The organism is Bullifex sp., assembly GCF_034103065.1.
Classification (GTDB): domain Bacteria; phylum Spirochaetota; class Spirochaetia; order Sphaerochaetales; family Sphaerochaetaceae; genus Bullifex.
Genome location: NZ_JAXEGN010000174.1, coordinates 1 through 18,760, shown reverse-complemented (window position 1 = coordinate 18,760; position 18,760 = coordinate 1). Strand labels below are relative to the sequence as shown.

At 33.6% G+C, this 18,760-nt stretch carries 15 protein-coding genes; 11 read left to right on the top strand and 4 right to left on the bottom strand.

All coding sequences use genetic code 11. From position 1 onward, the window contains the following. The first annotated feature begins 159 nt into the window (after positions 1-159). Together SOY52_RS06850 and SOY52_RS06845 are read left to right on the top strand one after the other, a co-directional pair. Entirely contained in the window at positions 160-672 is a 513-nt protein-coding gene (locus SOY52_RS06850; RefSeq protein ID WP_320848217.1) for a hypothetical protein, read from the top strand. Between the two features lie 60 nt (positions 673-732). After that, positions 733-2,298: an AAA family ATPase gene (locus SOY52_RS06845; RefSeq protein WP_320848216.1), complete on the top strand. Its 1,566-nt coding sequence runs from the start codon at positions 733-735 to the stop codon at positions 2,296-2,298. A gap of 127 nt (positions 2,299-2,425) precedes the next feature. Here the strand turns inward: SOY52_RS06845 and SOY52_RS06840 are convergent, their stop codons facing one another. Together SOY52_RS06840 and secA are read right to left on the bottom strand one after the other, a co-directional pair. Beyond that, positions 2,426-3,355 (bottom strand): aldose epimerase family protein, encoded by a 930-nt coding sequence (locus SOY52_RS06840; RefSeq protein ID WP_320848215.1) that lies wholly within the window; start codon positions 3,353-3,355, stop codon positions 2,426-2,428. A gap of 11 nt (positions 3,356-3,366) precedes the next feature. Then, positions 3,367-6,120 (bottom strand): preprotein translocase subunit SecA, encoded by a 2,754-nt coding sequence (gene secA, locus SOY52_RS06835; protein ID WP_320848214.1) that lies wholly within the window; start codon positions 6,118-6,120, stop codon positions 3,367-3,369. 126 nt (positions 6,121-6,246) lie between these two features. Between secA and SOY52_RS06830 the strand changes: the two genes are divergently transcribed. From SOY52_RS06830 to SOY52_RS06805, 6 genes are read left to right on the top strand one after another with little or no spacing between them, the layout of a single operon-like run. Beyond that, positions 6,247-7,275 carry a UDP-N-acetylglucosamine--N-acetylmuramyl-(pentapeptide) pyrophosphoryl-undecaprenol N-acetylglucosamine transferase gene (locus SOY52_RS06830; RefSeq protein ID WP_320848213.1) on the top strand — a complete coding sequence of 343 codons (1,029 nt, stop codon included), beginning with the start codon at positions 6,247-6,249 and terminating at the stop codon, positions 7,273-7,275. Positions 7,276-7,282: 7 nt separating this feature from the next. Beyond that, a complete protein-coding gene (locus tag SOY52_RS06825) occupies positions 7,283-7,807 on the top strand; it encodes a CvpA family protein (RefSeq protein ID WP_320848212.1) in 525 nt (174 codons plus the stop codon). Between the two features lie 32 nt (positions 7,808-7,839). After that, a complete protein-coding gene (locus SOY52_RS06820; RefSeq protein ID WP_320848211.1) occupies positions 7,840-8,928 on the top strand; it encodes a hypothetical protein in 1,089 nt (362 codons plus the stop codon). Further along, positions 8,921-10,093, top strand: coding sequence for a two-component system sensor histidine kinase NtrB (locus SOY52_RS06815; protein ID WP_320848210.1), 1,173 nt, complete (start codon positions 8,921-8,923; stop codon positions 10,091-10,093). The genes SOY52_RS06820 and SOY52_RS06815 overlap by 8 nt, the downstream gene beginning before the upstream one ends. 1 nt (position 10,094) lies before the next feature. Further along, positions 10,095-11,456, top strand: coding sequence for a sigma-54 dependent transcriptional regulator (locus tag SOY52_RS06810; RefSeq protein WP_320848209.1), 1,362 nt, complete (start codon positions 10,095-10,097; stop codon positions 11,454-11,456). Next, entirely contained in the window at positions 11,449-13,527 is a 2,079-nt protein-coding gene (locus tag SOY52_RS06805) for an ATP-dependent DNA helicase (RefSeq protein WP_320848208.1), read from the top strand. Before SOY52_RS06810 ends, SOY52_RS06805 begins: the two co-directional genes overlap by 8 nt. On the opposite strand, the gene SOY52_RS06800 is transcribed toward SOY52_RS06805, so the two are convergent. Together SOY52_RS06800 and SOY52_RS06795 are read right to left on the bottom strand one after the other, a co-directional pair. Further along, positions 13,495-13,902, bottom strand: a complete 408-nt coding sequence (locus SOY52_RS06800) for a GNAT family N-acetyltransferase (protein WP_320848207.1) — start codon at positions 13,900-13,902, stop codon at positions 13,495-13,497. The two genes, SOY52_RS06805 and SOY52_RS06800, sit on opposite strands and share 33 nt — an antisense overlap. 62 nt (positions 13,903-13,964) lie before the next feature. Continuing rightward, complete coding sequence (locus SOY52_RS06795) at positions 13,965-14,228, bottom strand: co-chaperone GroES (protein ID WP_320848206.1); 264 nt, start codon at positions 14,226-14,228, stop codon at positions 13,965-13,967. Positions 14,229-14,436: 208 nt separating this feature from the next. Between SOY52_RS06795 and SOY52_RS06790 the strand changes: the two genes are divergently transcribed. The 3 genes from SOY52_RS06790 to ppdK all read left to right on the top strand — a co-directional run bounded on the left by SOY52_RS06790 (position 14,437) and on the right by ppdK (position 18,591). Next, positions 14,437-14,796: a hypothetical protein gene (locus SOY52_RS06790; protein WP_320848205.1), complete on the top strand. Its 360-nt coding sequence runs from the start codon at positions 14,437-14,439 to the stop codon at positions 14,794-14,796. Positions 14,797-14,982: 186 nt separating this feature from the next. Further along, positions 14,983-15,858 (top strand): RNA polymerase sigma factor RpoD/SigA, encoded by an 876-nt coding sequence (locus tag SOY52_RS06785; RefSeq protein WP_320848204.1) that lies wholly within the window; start codon positions 14,983-14,985, stop codon positions 15,856-15,858. Between the two features lie 300 nt (positions 15,859-16,158). Further along, on the top strand, positions 16,159-18,591 hold the full coding sequence (gene ppdK / locus SOY52_RS06780) for a pyruvate, phosphate dikinase (RefSeq protein WP_414429596.1): 2,433 nt from the start codon (positions 16,159-16,161) through the stop codon (positions 18,589-18,591). Positions 18,592-18,760 lie beyond the last annotated feature (169 nt).

The following is an 18,760-nucleotide window of genomic DNA, read 5'->3' as shown; positions in this document are numbered from 1 at the left end:
TTACGGTTTCCTCGGATATGCATCCAACAGTTTCAACATAGTAAGAATGATTCCATACTATATGAGCAAGTTCTGTACTGAACAAGATTTATCTTCATAATTTATTATATCACATGCATATGTTTTAGCAATTACTATTTTGTGCTTTCATCTCGGTAATTGAATTACCGAGGATTCCCGCTTAATATCCTAAATCTATCTGGACACTTACATTTACAACACATAAATAAAGATACAAACTTTACTGATATTGCCGCTTCATCATTAGCTGTATCTCCTAATCAATATGGCGTAATAAAAATTAAAGATAATAAGCTAATTAGCTATGAAACAAAAAGTGTTGATGTTTCCTCTTGGGCAAAGGAAAACAACATAATGCTTCCATCTCTTTTGGATTTTCCAACTTATTCAGAAACTTTCTTTGACGATACCACAATTAATAAACTAAAAAAGCAAATTGAAAAGAAAGGTTTGAATTCTACAGATGTAAAAGTCGCTTTAGACTTTGCAGCAAAACTAAATAGAGAGTATTTTGCAGGCAAGGTCACTGCAACTAAAAATGATAAAGGATGGAGTATTTGGGAAAATAACCTCAAAGACTTATCATTTTATTTATATCTTAATTCAATATTAAAAGATGGTGTAAGTGATAACACATATGTTGCTTTTTAAGTATAATTATTTATTATTATAATATCATATACTTATTTATTATAATTACTTGGAGGTATTATGGGTATTTATTTAAATCCGGGGGTTGAAAATCTTGAACTTGATAGAAATACTCCATATTACGTTGATAAGTCACTATTAATTTCTAAGTTAAATTCTTTGATAAATACAAATTCTAGATTTGTTTGTGTTTCTCGTCCAAGGCGTTTTGGAAAAACAATGGCTGTAAATATGATTACAGCTTATTACTCAAAAGATTGTGATTCACACCATATTTTTTCTGATTTAAAAATAGCTAATGATAAATCATTTGAAGATCATATCAATAAGTATAATGTTTTGAATATCGATATTAATGGATGTTTATGCAATAAAAATAATTCATTAACTGTTGTAGATTTTATAAATCAAAGTGTTGTTCCTGAAATTGTTAAATCTTATCCTAATGTTAAAATCAAAGCAGAGGATAATTTAGCTATTGCTATTTCAAAAGTTTATGAAGCAACAAAAGAAAAGTTTATCATTGTTTTAGATGAATATGATATTATTGTTAGAGAGAAAGATAATAAAGAATTAGAATCTTTTTTATCTTTCCTAAACGGAATTTTTAAAAATAATAATGTTTCAAAGGCTATAGCCTTAGCTTATTTAACAGGAATTTTCCCTATCGTAAGAGATGTTGTTCAATCAAAATTAAATAATTTTGAAGAATTTACAATGCTTAATGCTGGGTACTTTTCTTCCTTTGTAGGTTTTACATCTTCTGAAACTAAAGCTTTATGTGAACAGCATAATCTAGATTTTGAAGAAGTTAAGAGATGGTATGATGGATATAATTTAAATGATATTGAAATATATTCTCCAAAATCTGTAATTGATGCATTAAGAAATAATAAATGTGAATCATATTGGACTCAAACTGGTTCATATGAAGCTTTAAAAAACTTTATTTTATTAAATTTTGAAGGAATAAAAGATGATATAATCTCTATGATTTCAGGTTCCAGAGTACATGTTAATGTCAAAAAGTTCCTTAATAAATTAGATAGTTTTAATTCTAAGGATGATGTTTTTACTTATTTAATTCATATTGGATATTTAGCATACGACCATGATACAGAAGAATGTTTTATTCCTAATTATGAAATAAAAAATGAATGGATTCATTCAATAGAAAATACACCAAATTATGAAAAAGTTTTAAATGTAATAAACAAGTCTAGACAACTACTAAATGATACTTGGGCTTTAGATTCAAAAGCTGTTGCAAAGTCAATTGAAGAAACTCATATGTTAATTACCAATAATCTGACATATAATAATGAAGATGCTTTCCAAAGCGTCATTAGATTAGCTTATTTCTATGCAGATAGCTACTATACAATTGTAAATGAACTGCCTGCGGGAAATGGTTATGCTGATATTGTTTTCATTCCTTATGTACCTAATAAACCTGCAATTGTTGTTGAATTAAAAAGGAATAAATGTGTCAATACAGCTATTAATCAAATTAGAGAGAAGAAATATCCAAGTGCTTTAGAACTCTATAAAGGAAATATTTTATTAGTAGGTATTAGCTATTATGAAAAGAGTAAAAAGCATTTTGCTACTATTGAAAAAGCATAAATTTACTCATTGTTGCAAGATAAATTTATCTTGCATGATAAAATTCAACACCTTAATAAAAAATGAAACGAATGGGGGACAAAAAAAAGTACTATGCAAGATTTATTATGCATAGTACCTAGATGTCTTATTTTCTTTTTAATTTATATACTGTCTCTGTTTCGTATATTTCACCCGGAAGGAGGAATTTTCCTTTAAAGTCTGGACGATTCGGGAAGTTAGGGAAGTATTCACTTTCTAGTGCAAAGCCAGAAAATGGAACTAAGGCAGAACCATCCTTTGCTTTTTCTTTTTTATTCATACCACCTGCAGTATAGAATTGAACACCAGGAAGATCTGTTGTGCATGTTAAAACTAAATCATCACTTTCAGCCTTTATCACTGCATCCTTATTTAGAATAAAGCAGTGATCAAAATCTCCACCTCTTAATGAACCTACCTTAACAGGCTTTCTTAAATCAAACTCAGTGTTTTCAACAGGAGTGATTTCTGTTGGAATACCTTCTCTATCTGTTGCGACATAGCTATCAGCTGGAAGTGTGATAGTAATATCTCTAGAGTCCTTTTTACCAAGAGTAAAGTATACGTGGTTTGTGATATTTACTGGAGTTTTCTTAGTAGTTGTCATAGTATAGTGAAGCTTTAATTCACCATCACATGTGAGAGTATACTTTAGAGTTGTATCGATATCACCAGGGAAGCCCGCACTTTCAGGGGAGTGTAGGAATAGAGTTACGCTATCATCACTTTTTTCGATACAATCCCAAAAAACTTTACCAAAGGTTCTTGAACCAGAGTGGATATTGTATGATCCTCTGTTGTTTTCAAGCTTATATTTTACTCCATCCATAGTAAACTCAGCATTACTAATTCTATTAGCAAATGGTCCCACTACTTGTGATAAAAATCCTTTCTCCGAAGCAAAAGTATCGTAATCTTGAAGACCTAATACTACATCAACATCATCGATGTAAAATGATTTAATCATTGCACCATAGTTGATAATCTCAGCTTTATAATTACCAGCATTAAGAGTATAAGTAATTACTTTTTCCACATTTTCCTTCCTTAGAAATTTCTACCACAACAGTTTTTATACTTTTTACCACTACCACAAGGACATGGATCATTTCTACCAATCTTTTGAGTAGTACGAATTACAGTATTGTTCAGCTGAGCTTGTTCTGTAATATGAGTTTCTCTCTTCTTTGGACCTAAAACAATTTGGGCTCCTCTTTGAGTTTGGCTAGAAGGGGTTCGAAGTGTGAATTTAACTGCGATAGCCATCTTACAGATATTTTCACTTATCTCATTAAGCATTCTATCATATGCATCTCCAGCTTCGTTTTTATACTCAACTAAAGGATTCTTTTGAGCATAGCTTCTTAATGATGCTGCATCCTTAATATCCTCAAGAGCGTCGAGGTGGTCGATCCAGCGCTTATCAATATTTCTTAAGTAAAGACTTCTTAAGAAGATATTAAATTGCTCCTTAGAAATTAACTCTTCCTTTTCTTTAATTATAGCTTCAGCCTTGCTGTTAATTATATCAAGTACATTTGGGCTTGTAAGTTCTTCTTCTGAAAGAGAGAAATCAGTTGTAAATTCTCTTAAAAGTGCATCTCTAAATGCTTTTACATCCTTTTTATTCTCTTCATAGATTGAAGCAACTAAATCAGAGATATTATCAAGTACGCGCTTAGAAAGATCTGTATCCTTTAAGATTTCATCTCTCTGCTCATATATATAATTTCTCTGTTCATTAAGAACGTTATCATAATCAAGCAGACGCTTACGAATTTCAAAGTTTCTCTCTTCAACTCTAAGCTGTGCCTTTTCAATAGCACCTGTTAGCATCTTGTTTTCAAGAGGTTCACCATCTTTAAGTCCAAGCCTACCAACAATGTTTTTTACATTATCGGAAGCAAATAGGCGCATGAGTGAATCATCAAGAGAGACGAAGAAGCGAGAAGTACCTGGATCACCTTGACGACCAGAACGACCACGTAGCTGGTTATCAATTCTTCGTGATTCATGGCGCTCAGAGCCAATAATGTAAAGACCCCCAAGTGCTTTTACTTCTTGGTTTGCTTTCTCCCATTCAGGGCGAAGCTCCTCCATAGCCTTTTTAAGCTCTTCAGGACTTGCCTCTGTTCCAACTTTCTTTAATGCAAGGTGCTCAAGAGAACCACCTAACTTAATATCAGTACCACGACCAGCCATGTTAGTAGAAATAGTTACAGCACCCTTTGAGCCCGCTTCACCAATAATGAAAGCTTCACGTGCATGGTTTTTAGCATTCAATACCTCATGCTTAATACCAGCTCTTCTAAAGAGGGCAGAAAGAACTTCTGACTTTTCAATTGATACAGTGCCTATTAATACAGGTTGACCTGTTTGGTGAATTTTCTTTACTTCTTCAACGATTGCATTAAACTTTTGTTTTTCATCGTAGTAAATTAAATCTGGTAAATCGACTCTCTTAACTGGCTTATTAGTAGGAACTACAACAACATCAAGGTCATAAATTTGCTTAAATTCTGTTGCCTCGGTATCAGCAGTACCAGTCATACCAGAAAGCTTATCGTACATTCTAAAGAAGTTTTGGAAGGTAATAGTTGCAAAGGTCTTACTTTGTGCTTGAATCTTAACACCTTCCTTAGCTTCAATAGCTTGGTGTAGACCATTGTTATATCTTCTACCTGGAAGAATTCTTCCTGTGAATTGATCAACAATTTGTACTTCTCCATCCTTAACTACGTAGTCAACATCCTTTTCAAACATCTTGTGGGCAATTACAGCCTCAGTAACGTAGTGAATGTATTCAAAGTTACCATCATCATAGATACTAGTAGTATCTTCACCATTTTCATCTTTGCTAGTTATTAATAATCCTTGGCTCTTTAATATTTGCTCAAGGTGAGTAATACCTTGCTTTGTAAATGTAATGTTTTTGCTCTTTTCATCGATTCTGTAGTCACCTTTTTCATCAAATTGAGCTACAGCATTTTTATCAAGCATTTCAAACTTAGAAAGTTCATAGTATTCACCTGTTTCAGGATCTTTTTCACATTCCTTTAAGAATTGAACAATTGAATCAGCTCTTCTAACAGATGCAGAGTCATCTTCAGCTTGACCAGAGATAATTAATGGAGTTCTAGCTTCATCAATTAAGATTGAGTCAATTTCATCGACGATACAGAAGTGGTGCTTAGGTTGAATTTTATCTTCAAGTCTCCACTTCATATTATCTCTTAAATAGTCGAAGCCAAACTCATTGTTAGTTCCATAGGTAATATCTTTACTATAAGCTTCTTTCTTCCTTTGATTATCTTGAGTAGAAAGAATAACACCAACACTTAAACCTAGATACTCGTAAATTGGACCCATCCAAGTAGCATCACGCTCAGCAAGGTAGTCGTTAACTGTAACGATGTGAACACCTTCTCCTGCAAGTGCATTTAAGTATGCAGCAGGTACACAAGTTAAGGTTTTACCTTCACCTGTTTTTAACTCTAAAATTGATCCTTGATGGAGTACTATAGCACCCATAATCTGGACATCATAGTGTCTTTCACCAAGTACTCTGAAGGATGCTTCGCGAGCAATTGCAAAAGCCTCAGGAAGTAACTCATCTAATGTTTTTTTGTTACTCTGTACTTCACTTTTCCAAGTATTTGTTAAATTTATCATCTCTTCTTGAGTTAGCTTTTCAGCCCAAGAAGAAAGGGAATTAACTTTTTCAACTATTGGTTTTAATCTTTTAATATCTTTGTCTTGTTTTGTACCCCCAAAGAGGGCTGCGAGAAATTTATTTGCCATAGTGAATATAATACAAAAGGATAGGACAAAAGAAAAGTCAAATGACTGAATCGAATAAAAAATGTGTCAAAAAGAAACAGTTGTTTCGTATTGACTCTGTATGTGTATGTAAATAAACTTAAGCTTATGAAGATTGCTCTCACCGGTGGAGGTACACTTGGACATGTAATTCCATGTTTAAGTGTTATGGATAGCATAAAAAAGATAGATAGTTCATCAACCTTCTTTTATATCGGAAGTGAGAAAGAGGTTGAAAAGAAATATGTTGAAGATAGGGGTGTAAAATACTACCCAATAAAGTGTGGAAAATTAAGAAGATATTTTTCTGTAAAAAATATTTCAGACTGTTTATTTATTTTAGTTGGATTTTTCCAAGCTTTAAAAGTTTTAAGAAAGGAAAAACCAGATGTACTTTTTTCAAAAGGTGGATTTGTATCAGTTCCTCCTGTAGTTGCTGCAAAGGTATTAAAAATTAGATGCATTACCCATGAATCTGATAGATCAATGGGACTGGCTAATAAAATTAATTCGAAATTTTGCGAGAAGGTATGTTTGGGTTTTCCAAATAGTAATTTAAATTCTTCTAAATATATATATACTGGAAATCCAATTAGAAGTGATTTAATTGCCTTAAAGAAGGAAAAACAAGATAAAGCGTTAATTGTAGTGTTGGGTGGATCTCAAGGTGCAGTTGAAATTAATGAGCTAATATATAAAAACCTTGATGAGTTATTAAAGAGTGCAAATATCATCCACCAAGCAGGACGCTATGGAAACTTTAATATAAAAAAAGAGGGGTATAGTTCTTATAGCTTTATTGATAAGGAATATGCATCAATCCTCTCTAAAGCGAGCTTAGTAATTTCACGCGCAGGTGCAAATACTCTATCGGAATTAATTAGTATCAATACTCCAATGTATTTAATACCTCTTTCATTAAATGCTAGTAGGGGGGATCAAATTGAAAATGCAAAGTGGGCAGAAGAGCAAGGTTGTGCTAAAGTAATGAAAAAGAGTGATGATTTTTTATCCGATATTCTTTCACTAATTAACGATTCTGAAGAATTAAGAAAGATGGAAGATGCCGAGAAAAAAATTAGTGTTGCTAATTCTTCTATAGCAATTAGCAAAATAATTTTAAACATTAAGGAGTAATATTTAGATGGATTATGTAATTAATATAGGTTCACTATCAGTAGGTGTTGTTGATTTAATAATTTTTATAATCGTGATGTTAAGCGCAGTAGTTAACTGCATCAGAGGCTTTGTTGCAGAATTTAGCCATGTAGGAGGCCTCATTGCAGGATTCTTTACTGGTATTATGTTTACCTCTAAGTTAAGTGAGAAATTAACAGATGTAATAAATGTTAAGCTTCCAGGATGGACGACAAGTCTTATTGCCTTTGTGATTTTAGTGTTAATTGGGTACTTACTAATAAGAATACTTGGAAACGCAATTGAAACCATTGTTGATAGCTTTCATCTTGGTGCGATTAATAACATCTTAGGATTCTTTTGGGGCTTGATTGCATCACTATTTTTCTTATCAGTAATTATGTATGTATTAACACTACAAAACATCTTTGATTTTTCTAATTTATTTAACTCATCGATTTTTATTACTAGAGTAATAGAACCATTACTTCCTGAAACAATTTCAACTCTTGAAAGTGTATTAAGCTTATGAGATTAAGTAATTTAGAGAAGACTCAGCCATATATGGCAAGTCGAATATCAGAGGAGCTTGAAAACAATAAGGTTCCTCAATCAATAATGTTTTTAGGACCAAAGTTTTCTTCTAGAATGACAGGAGCAATCGAACTTGGTCTTAATTTATTAAATGAAAGTAATCACTTTCAAGACTTAGATGTAAGTGATTTAATTATTTTATCTTCTAGAAACTTTGCATTAAGGTTAAAGGCATTAAGAAATCTGTTTTCAGCTTCAAGAAATAAAAGATCCTGGGATCTTTTACTCAGAGAGACAAGGATAATGCTTCTATCTTGTCACCCAGCACTTTCTAATAGTAGTGATAAAGACTTATTTAAAGCTGCTGCAGAACTATCAGATGTATTACTTACTTACCAAGATGATATGGATGATAAAACCTTTGATAAGTTTTTATCATCATATGATAAGGCATTAGCTTCATTTTTCTCTTCATCAAAGAAAAAATCAGGATTTACAATTGATCAAATTAGGGATGTACAAGCCTTCTTACAGCTTGAGAGTGAAAGAGGAAAGGTTGTTATCTTTGAAAATATTGAAGATGTAACTGTAGGTGCAATGAATAGCTTATTAAAGCTACTAGAAGAGCCTATGCCTGGTGCTCATTTAATCTTAATTAGCCAAGATCAATCTAGAATCTTAGATACTATATTATCTCGAGTAAGAAAGTATGAGTTTAATGAGATTGATAGTAATTTAACATCAAATTTTGTTATTAATACTTTTTTCAAACAAGCAGATTCCTCATTAGAGGAGTTTTTCTACGTTCAAGCAGGTTTTGATAATAATCAATTAATAAAAATTGTTAATTCCTTTTTTGAAAAAGCATTTGTTAAGAGAGAAAAAGATAGCTATGATAATTTAAATACAATTAATGCATTTTTAGATGAATTTGATACTTATCCTCTCTTTGTTAAATATTTATATGAAAAATTTGAGAAGAAAGCTTTGCTTGATAGAGATGTTAGAGCAATGAAGGCTTTAAAAAGTCTTTCAAATATTTTTAATGATTCTACAATATATAACCAAAATAAAAAAATAATGATTGATAGAATTGAAAGGAGTTTAAGAAATGAGTAATAAACTTCTCAAGAGAGCCATTGATAGACTCGATCAATTTCCTAAAAAGGAAGTTGAGAAATTAGTAAGAATGCAAATAGCAGAAGCTGATATGCTTGATGCTATTTTGGAGGAAAGTCCTATTGGACATTTGCTTATTAAGGACAAAATAATTAGGTATGTAAATACTTCATTTTGTACCCTTCTTCCTACAGATAGAAGATATTTAAGAAAGAATGCTGAAGGTAAGCACATTAAGGATTTAGTTGTTGATAAAGAGGTATTAGATTACCTTGTAACTCTTAGTGCAAAAAATGTTAGAGATGAAAAGGAATTTAACTTCCAAGTAGGTAGTGAGGTTAGAACTATTCTAATTACCCATAGAATCGTTGAAACAGAGGAAGGGGATTACCTTGATATTAATGTAAGGGATGTTACTGAGGAAAAGCGAAGGGAAGCACGCTTAAGACGAAGTGAATCCTTAGCTAGTATGACTACTATGGCTGCTGGAATTGCTCATGAGATAAAAAATCCTCTTGCTGCAATGCAAATTCATTTACAGCTATTACATAAAGCTTTTGTAAAAAAGACTGCTTTAACTGAGGAAGATGCTTCTAGGTACTTAAATGTAATTGAAGAGGAAATTGAACGTCTTAATAGAATTGCTGTTGATTTCTTATTTGCAGTTAGACCAATGAATATTGATTTAAAGCTTTGTAGTGTTGATGAAATCCTTAAAGGTCTTTGTGAGTTTATATCTCCTGAAATTGAAAGCCATGGGATAAAGCTTGTTTGGCAGGTTGAAAAGTACTTACCAAAACTTATGATGGATAAGCAACACATTAACCAAGCTCTATTAAATATTATTCAAAATGCAATTCATGCCATGGATGATGGTGGTACTCTTACATTAAGTGTAAAAAACGATGGGGACTTTGTTCTATTTTCAATCTCCGATACAGGATGTGGTATTAAAGAAGAGAATCTTGCAAAAATCTTTGAACCATACTTTACAACAAAGGCTACAGGTACCGGTCTTGGACTTACCAATGTATATAAAATTGTTAAGGAGCATAGCGGAGACATCAGTGTCGAAAGTAAAGTTGGAAAGGGTACAACTTTCTATATTAGGCTTCCCGTTCCAACTTCACAGCGTGTCCAGCTTGACCATATAGAGGAGGTATGATGTGGCTTGTGTATTAATTGTTGATGATGAGAAAAATATACGTTCAGGCCTGACTCTTGCCTTCGAAGATGAAGGCTATGATACTCTTGAAGCTGAAAATGGAGAGGTCGCTTGGACACTAATAAATAAAAAAAGTGTTGATTTAGTTATTACAGACTTAAGAATGCCTGTACTCTCTGGTTATGATTTACTTAAAAGAGTTTCATCGACCTTTCCAACACTTCCTGTAATTGTATTAACAGGACATGGTTCTATTGAGGATGCGGTAAAGGCAATGCAGGATGGAGCTATAGACTTCTTTACAAAGCCTGTAGATTTAGACCACATCATGCTTACTGCTAAAAAGGCATTAAGCAATAGTAAGATTATTGAGCAAAACATTAAGCTCACTCAAGAAATATCTACTTTAAAGAAAAAGGTAGAGGTTAATAAGTCAATAATTGGAAAGAGTGAAAAGCTTTCTAAGATGATGAGAACCATAGAGCAGGTAGCTCCTACTCGTGCCACTGTATTAGTAACTGGGGAATCGGGCGTAGGTAAAGAGTTAGTTGCAGATGCTCTTCATAACCTATCTGATAGAAAGGATGGTCCTTTTATCAAGGTGCACTGTGCATCATTATCTGCGAATTTACTTGAATCAGAGTTGTTTGGTCATGAGAAGGGAAGTTTTACAGGAGCTGTTAGTCAAAAGAAAGGACGTTTTGAGCTTGCAGATGGTGGAACTATTTTCTTAGATGAAATTGGTGAAATCGATGCAGCTACCCAAGTTAAAATCTTAAGAGTACTTCAAGAAAAATCCTTTGAAAGAGTAGGTGGTACTCAAACCTTAAATGTCGATGTTAGAGTTGTTGCTGCTACAAATCGAAATCTTGAAGAGGAAGTAAAGAAAGGAAACTTCAGAGAGGATTTGTTTTATCGCTTAAATGTTGTTCACATCGAAGTTCCTCCTCTAAGAGAGAGAAAGGATGATATTCCGCTCTTAATGAATTCATTTTTAAATGAATTTAATAAAGAAAATAATAGAAATATTGAGGGTTTTACTCCTGCTGCTAGAAAAGTATTATGTTCTTACTCCTGGCCTGGTAATATTAGGCAATTAAGAAACTCTATTGAGTCAGCAGTTGTTCTTGCTAGAGGAAGACTTATTGATGTTGATGATTTACCTGAACAGGTAAGTGAGCATGATAATGATAGCCAGTTAAGTATTAAGGTTGGACTTACCTTAGATGAAGCTGAAAAGATGTTTATTATTAGTACTCTTGATTACTGCGGGGGTAATAAAACAAAAGCGAGTGAGATGTTAGGTATTGGTAGAAAAACTTTACATCGAAAACTCGAAGAATATGGAAAAGCGGATGATTGATCCTTTACAAATAGATGATATTTTAGCCTCCGGTGGTGCACTCTCAAAATATTTTTCCTCCTATGAGGAGAGAGGGGACCAAATTGAAATGTCTAAGCTTGTTTTGCAGGGCTATGAAGAGAATATGGCTGAGGTAATTGAAGCTGGTACTGGAATAGGTAAGAGCTTTGGTTATCTTGTCCCGGCTATATTGCACTATGAAGAAACAAGGGAGAAAACTGTAGTAGCAACTAGTACGATAACACTGCAAAAACAGCTTGTTGATAAGGATTTACCAACTTTGATGAAAGCGCTGGGAAAGGATATTCCCTTTGCACTTTTAATGGGTAGGTCAAATTATCTATGTCTTAGACGTTATTTAGATAATACAGTAAGCCAAAGTATTTTTGCATCTGACCCTACAAGTGAAGATGGTAAGCTTGCTACTTGGGTTAGAACTACAGAGGATGGAATTCTTGATGAACTTCAAGCTCTTCCAAGAGGAGTGCTTAAGAGCGATATTGCATCGGATTTTGAACTTTGTCTTGGACAAAAATGTCCAAACTTTAGTAGATGCTTTTTCTTTAAAAGTAGAAAAAAGGCAGAAAGTGCAGGAATTATTGTTACAAATCATCACCTTTTATTTTTAGATGCAAAAAAGAGGTGTGATAACGATGAGGATTACACTGAAAAAGCACTCCTTCCTCCATACAATCGATTAATTATCGATGAGTGCCATAATATGGATAAGAATGCAACTTCTCTTTTTACTCAAGTATTTTCATACTATGGTTTTCTTTGGGAGTATAGAAAGTTAGTCGCTGTAAAGCATGGTGCTAATGCAAGTAATTTAATAACCCTTGCTGCAGGAATAGTAAAAGGAAAAGAAAATGAAGCACTTGATGTAATTAAGGAATTAGAGAGTGCAGAAAAAATAATTAACAATCTTAATTCAATATTAGTTATGTCTTTAAGTGGGTCTGAGCAAAGAGTTGATAAGTCAAACTATAGTTTCTTTTTATCTAAATATAGTGCATCTTTAATTGCTATTAAACAAAGCTTAGATAAAATAACATCATTACTTAATTCAATTATTGGTAAAACTGCTTTTTCAGATGAGGATAGTTATATCCAACAAGGTATTAATTCTGCCATCTGTACCTTTGAAGGATATTCTTCATTTATCAGTGAGTTTTTAAATATAAAAGAATTTAAGGATAAGGTTTACTACCTTACTAGAGAGAAAAATAAAAATAGAGAAGAAGTACAGTTAAAGATTTCACCTCTTGAGGTATCTGATATTTTAAGAGAATCGATATTTGAAAAGCTTGATAGTGTAATTTGTTTATCTGCTACTTTAAAGGTCGATAGAGAATTTGATTTCTTTCGTAATCAAGTTGGACTAGACCAAAGAGAGATTTTATCCGGATGCTTTGAATCACCATTTGATTACAAGAAAAACTTACTTTTACTAATTGATAATGGAAAGGTGCTTTATAAGAATAATCAAGAAAGTCTTTATTTTGACCATGCTGCAGAAAAGATTATTAGTGCAGTTAGAGCAAGTGGTGGAGGGGCTTTAGTTTTATTTACTTCTTATAAAATGCTTGAGTATGTAAGTTCTAAAGCTCTCTCTGAATTAGCGGGCTTTAATATATTAATTCAAAATGGGGAACTAAGTCGTTCTCAGTTATTAAAGAGATTTAGAGATGATAAAGATAGTGTGCTGTTTGCAACACAATCATTTTGGGAAGGTGTAGATATTCCTGGAGATTCATTAAGGCTTTTAATATTAACAAAGCTTCCATATCCACAAGTTAATGAACCACTTTTTAAATCAAGGTGTGAAAAACTTGAGAGTGAAGGTGAAAGCTCGTTTATGATGCTCTCTGTGCCAAGCATGATAATGAAGCTTAAGCAGGGACTTGGAAGATTAATTCGAAGTAAAGATGATAAAGGTGTTGCGTATATCCTTGATGGAAGAATGAATAGAAGTAGAGAGTATTTCTTATCTCAGCTTCCACCATGTAACTGTCCTGATGATTTTCTAGATGAATCACTAGAGCGTAGAATCGAGGATTTTCTCTATTGAGAGAAGTGCATATTCACCATCTTCTGAATATCCTCTTGATAACTCTTTAAATCCTAGCTTTTTATAAAACTTCAATGCACCTTCATTTTTGATTAAACACTTAAGCTTTAATGGAGAATTGTAGGTGCTAAGAAGGTGCTTTATTAGTTTTGTTCCAATTTTCTTGTGTCTTTCACTTTCCTTTACAAATAGAAAGTGGATAAAAAAATCTTCTTCCCAAACTGTTGCAAAGCCTAGTATTGAATTATCGAAGTAGGAATAAATGACTTCTCCTTCAATTGATTCTTCTAGTTTTGGAATGTTTGGTGAAAAGGTTTTTCTATATACCTCTTCAAAAAGAGGCTTAATGTCATCAATGCTTGAATTAATAATCATAAAAAAGAGAATACAAAAAAAGTGCCTGAATTGACAGGCACTAGAAAGTAGAAAAATTATTTTTACTCTACGATAGCAAGGATATCACCCATAGAAAGGATGAGGTAATCATCTCCATCTACCTTTACATTAGTTCCTGCATACTTATCGTGGAGAACTTTATCACCAACCTTTACTTTGATTGCTTCATCATCACCAACTGCTTCAACAATTGCAATCTGAGTCTTTTCCTGACTTGTCTGAGGAATGAAAAGACCGCTAGCTGTCTTTTCTTCGGTAACTGTGCTTCTTACGAGAACTCTGTCGTTTAATGGAATAATTTTCATATTATTAATCTCCTTGGATGTAATTTTGCTTTTAAACAACAGAGTCTAATATATCCAAGAGAATAAAAATCGACAAGGGGAAATAGCAAAGGTGTGAGAATTTTGCTCACTGTTACATTTTTTTCTATTATTACTCTTGTCGATAGATAAAAACAAAGTATATTAGAATGCATAGGGTTGAGAAAGTATGACCAAAGATCGCTTGGACATGAGCTTAGAATATTATGAAATGGCTATAAAAAAAGCTAAAGAAGGATCAAAAAGAGAAGCTGTAAAGCTTTATACTAGAACCTTTTTTATTCGCTGTGCTGATAATTTTCAGGATTTAGTTTTTTGTGATTTCTTTGCTCTACAGTTTTTAAAGTATATAAAGACAAAGAAACAATTAATTATGTCACTCCCAGAAGGCGATATGGTTTCAGATTTAATTAAGGATACTTATTTAAACCTCCTATGTGATATAGAAGATAGTGTTTTTAACATTACTTCAAGTGGAAAAAAGAATATATTAAAAAATATTGAAATTCACTTTCCGTGTCAAAACGACACAAAATGTAGTTCGTTTTAACTATATGTGTCAAAATAACCCATTTTAATTTCTATTAATTCAACTTGCGTCATTTTGACCCTTGCTTCATATAATCTTCACAATAATATATGTATATTTAAATATATATTATATAAGGAATTAAGTAAATTAAAAAATAAGTTGGCACGCTTTGTGCTTTATTATAGGCATAAGGAGCTAACTAAAATGGCAAGAATGTTAAATTCAGAATCATACATTGATGAAGACAAGGACGTATTATCAATCTATTTAAAGGAGATTAATCGCATTCCAATGATCTCTCATGAGGAAGAATACGAATTAGCTCTGAAAGCAAAGCAAGGTGATAAAAGAGCTAGGGAGAAGCTCATTAACGCAAATCTTCGCTTTGTTGTAACTGTTGCAAAGAAATATCAGGGACAAGGTCTTCCACTAGAAGACTTGATTAATGAAGGTAATCTTGGTTTATTAACAGCTATTGATAAGTTTGAGCCAGAAAAGGGTTATCACTTTATCTCATATGCAGTTTGGTGGATTAGACAATCTATTATGAAGGCTGTATGTGAAAAGAGTAGGGCTGTAAGACTTCCTCTTAATAGAGCTAATGAACTTTTCCAAATTCAGAAGATTCAAAAAGCTTTAATTCATGAGTCTGGTTCTACAGATGTTTCAATTGAAGAAATTGCTGAGGAAAGCGGGCTTGAAGCTGATCTTGTAAGAGACCTTTTAGCAGTTTCAAGAGAAATGGTTTCATTTGATGCACCTGTTGCTACAAAAGGTGAGATTTCAGATTCAAAGGTTGGGGACTTTATTGAAGATGAGCAACTTGGACCAGAAGAAGAGGTAATTAATAAATCTTTAAAGCAGGATATCGATTCTTTACTTTCTACTTTAACAGATAAGGAAAGAGAGATTATCATCATGCGTTTTGGCCTAAAGGATACAAAGCCAATGTCTCTAAAGGAAATTGGTGACCAGTATGGATTAACTAAAGAGCGTATTCGTCAAATTGAAAAAAGAGCAATTGAAAAGATGAAGATGCCAAATAGATACAAAATAATTGAAAGCTACAAAATTGCTTAATAGATTAATGGGACTTAGACAGAATTGTTTAAGTCCTTTCTTATTTTATCTAAATCCTCTCATTATTTAATATGCTTTAGATAAAGAAAACTAATATGCTTTATTGCTTTTAAAGCAAAGTATTATGATACATAAAAAATGTAACAAAAACATAAAAAAAGATACATCTATAATGTTATTATCGAAACATTGTTTCAATTTATTTTTTATATTAAAAACAAATAATGAATTGACAATATGAGGGTTTTTGGTAAAATTAATAAGCTATTTATTCAATTAAAACAAAAGAAGGAAATTGCAATGGAAAAAGAAAAAAAGAAGTATGTGTATTTCTTCGGTAAAGGAATGACTGAAGGAGCTGCAGACATGAAAGCTCTTCTTGGCGGTAAGGGTGCTAACCTTGCTGACATGACAAGCATTGGACTTCCTGTTCCTCCAGGATTTACAATTACAACAGAAGCATGTGCTTATTTTGATGAACATAAAGGATATCCAGAAGGATTAAGAGAAGAAGTTATTGCTAATCTTCATAAGCTTGAGAAGCTTATGGGTGCAAAGCTTGGCGACAAGGAAAATCCTCTTTTAGTATCTGTTCGCTCTGGTGCTGCACAGTCAATGCCAGGTATGATGGATACAGTTCTTAACCTTGGTCTTAACCCAGATTCTCTCGAAGCATTAATTAAGAAAACAGGTAATGAACGCTTTGCTTGGGATAGCTACCGCCGCTTTATTCAGATGTTCGGTGACGTAGTAATGGGTGTTCCACACGCTGAGTTTGAAAGAGTATTACAGTCTGTTAAGGATGAGAATGGTAAAAAGTTTGATACTGAGCTTGATATCGAAAACCTTAAGGAAGTAATTAAGAGATATAAGATTGTTTACAAAAAGTTTACAGGTGAAGAGTTCCCTGTTGATCCAGAGTACCAGCTCTTTAAGACTATCGATGCTGTATTTAATTCATGGAATAATGAAAGAGCAATTAAGTACCGCTTAATGAATGATATTAGAGGTCTTTTAGGAACAGCTGTAAACGTACAGTGCATGGTATTTGGTAACATGGGTGAGACTTCTGGTACTGGTGTTGCATTTACACGTGACCCATCAACTGGTGAAAACAAGTTCTTTGGCGAGTACTTAATGAATGCCCAGGGTGAAGACGTTGTAGCAGGTATCAGAACTCCTCAGACAATCGATACTCTTAAGAATGTTAACCCAGAAGTTTATGCACAGCTTTGTGATATTCGTGAGACCCTTGAAAAGCACTACCATGATATGCAGGACCTTGAGTTTACTATCCAGGAAGGTAAGCTTTACATGCTCCAAACAAGAAATGGTAAGAGAACAATCTTCTCATGGCTTAGAAGCCAGGTAGAGATGGTAGAAGAGGGTTTAATCAGCAAGGAAACAGCTGTTGAAAGAGTTCCTGCTCAAGAATTTAATAAGCTCTTTGCTCCTATTTTGGATAACAAGATTATTAGAGATTTAAACTGCAAAGTTGCAACAACAGGTCTTAATGCTTCTCCAGGTGGTGCATGTGGTCAGATTTACTTCACAGCAAAGGCTGCAGAAGATGCAGCTGCAGAAGGTAAGGATGTAATCTTAGTAAGAGAAGAAACCTCTCCTGAAGATATTGGTGGTATGGCTGTATCACGTGGTGTAGTAACTTGCCGTGGTGGTATGACATCTCACGCAGCAGTAGTTGCACGTGGTATGGGTTGTCCTTGTGTATCAGGTTGTGGTGAAATTCATGTTGATGAGATCAAGAAGACACTTACAGTTAATGGTGTAATGCTCTCAGAAGGTGACTACATGGCAATCGATGGTTTCACAGGTTCTGTTTATACTCAAAAGATTCCTGTAAAGCCAAGTGAAATCATGCAGGTTCTTGATGGAACAATGAGAGAAAGTGAATCTCTCTTATTCCAAAACTACAAGAAGTTCATGAGCTATGTTAATGAAATTAAGACAATGGGTGTTAGAACTAATGCTGATACTCCAAAGGATGCACACCATGCAGTACTTCTTGGTGCTGAAGGTATTGGCCTTTGTAGAACAGAGCACATGTTCTTCGGTGGTAACAGAATCCTTTCAATGAGAAAGATGATTCTTGCTGATACTATCGGTGCTAGAGAGCAGGCGCTCTCAGAACTTCTTCCAATGCAGAGAGGTGACTTCTACAACATCTTCAAGGAGCTCAATGGTCTTCCTGTTACAATTCGTCTCTTGGATCCACCTCTACACGAGTTCCTTCCAAATGACAGCACAACAAGACATGAAACAGCTTTACAGCTTGGTATTTCAGTTGAAGAAATTGCTCAGAAGATTTCTAAGCTCCATGAGTTTAACCCAATGCTTGGTTTCAGAGGTTGCCGCTTAGCAGTAGTTTATCCAGAAATTCTTGCAATGCAGGTTAGAGCTATTATTGAAGCTGCAATTCAGGCTAAGAGAGAAGGCTATGATGTTAAGCCAGAAATCATGATTCCACTTGTTGGTATCTATAAGGAGTTCAATTTCTGTCGTGATAAAGCTATCGATGTTATCAACAAAGTATTTGATGAGCAGGGCTTAAAGGTTGCTTACAAGATTGGTACTATGATTGAAGTTCCACGTGCAGCAATTACAGCAGATGAAATTGCTAAGACTGCAGAGTTCTTCAGCTTCGGTACTAACGACCTTACTCAGATGACTTGTGGTTTCTCACGTGATGATGCTGCATCATTCTTAGGTCACTAGGTAAACGACCCTGACAAGCAGTTCTATGAATATGATCCATTTGCAACTATCGATGTCGATGGTGTAGGTAAGCTCGTTAAGATGGCTGCTGGTCTTGGTAGATCTGTTAGACCTGATATTAAGCTTGGTATTTGTGGTGAGCATGGTGGTGATCCAAAGACTATTGCAT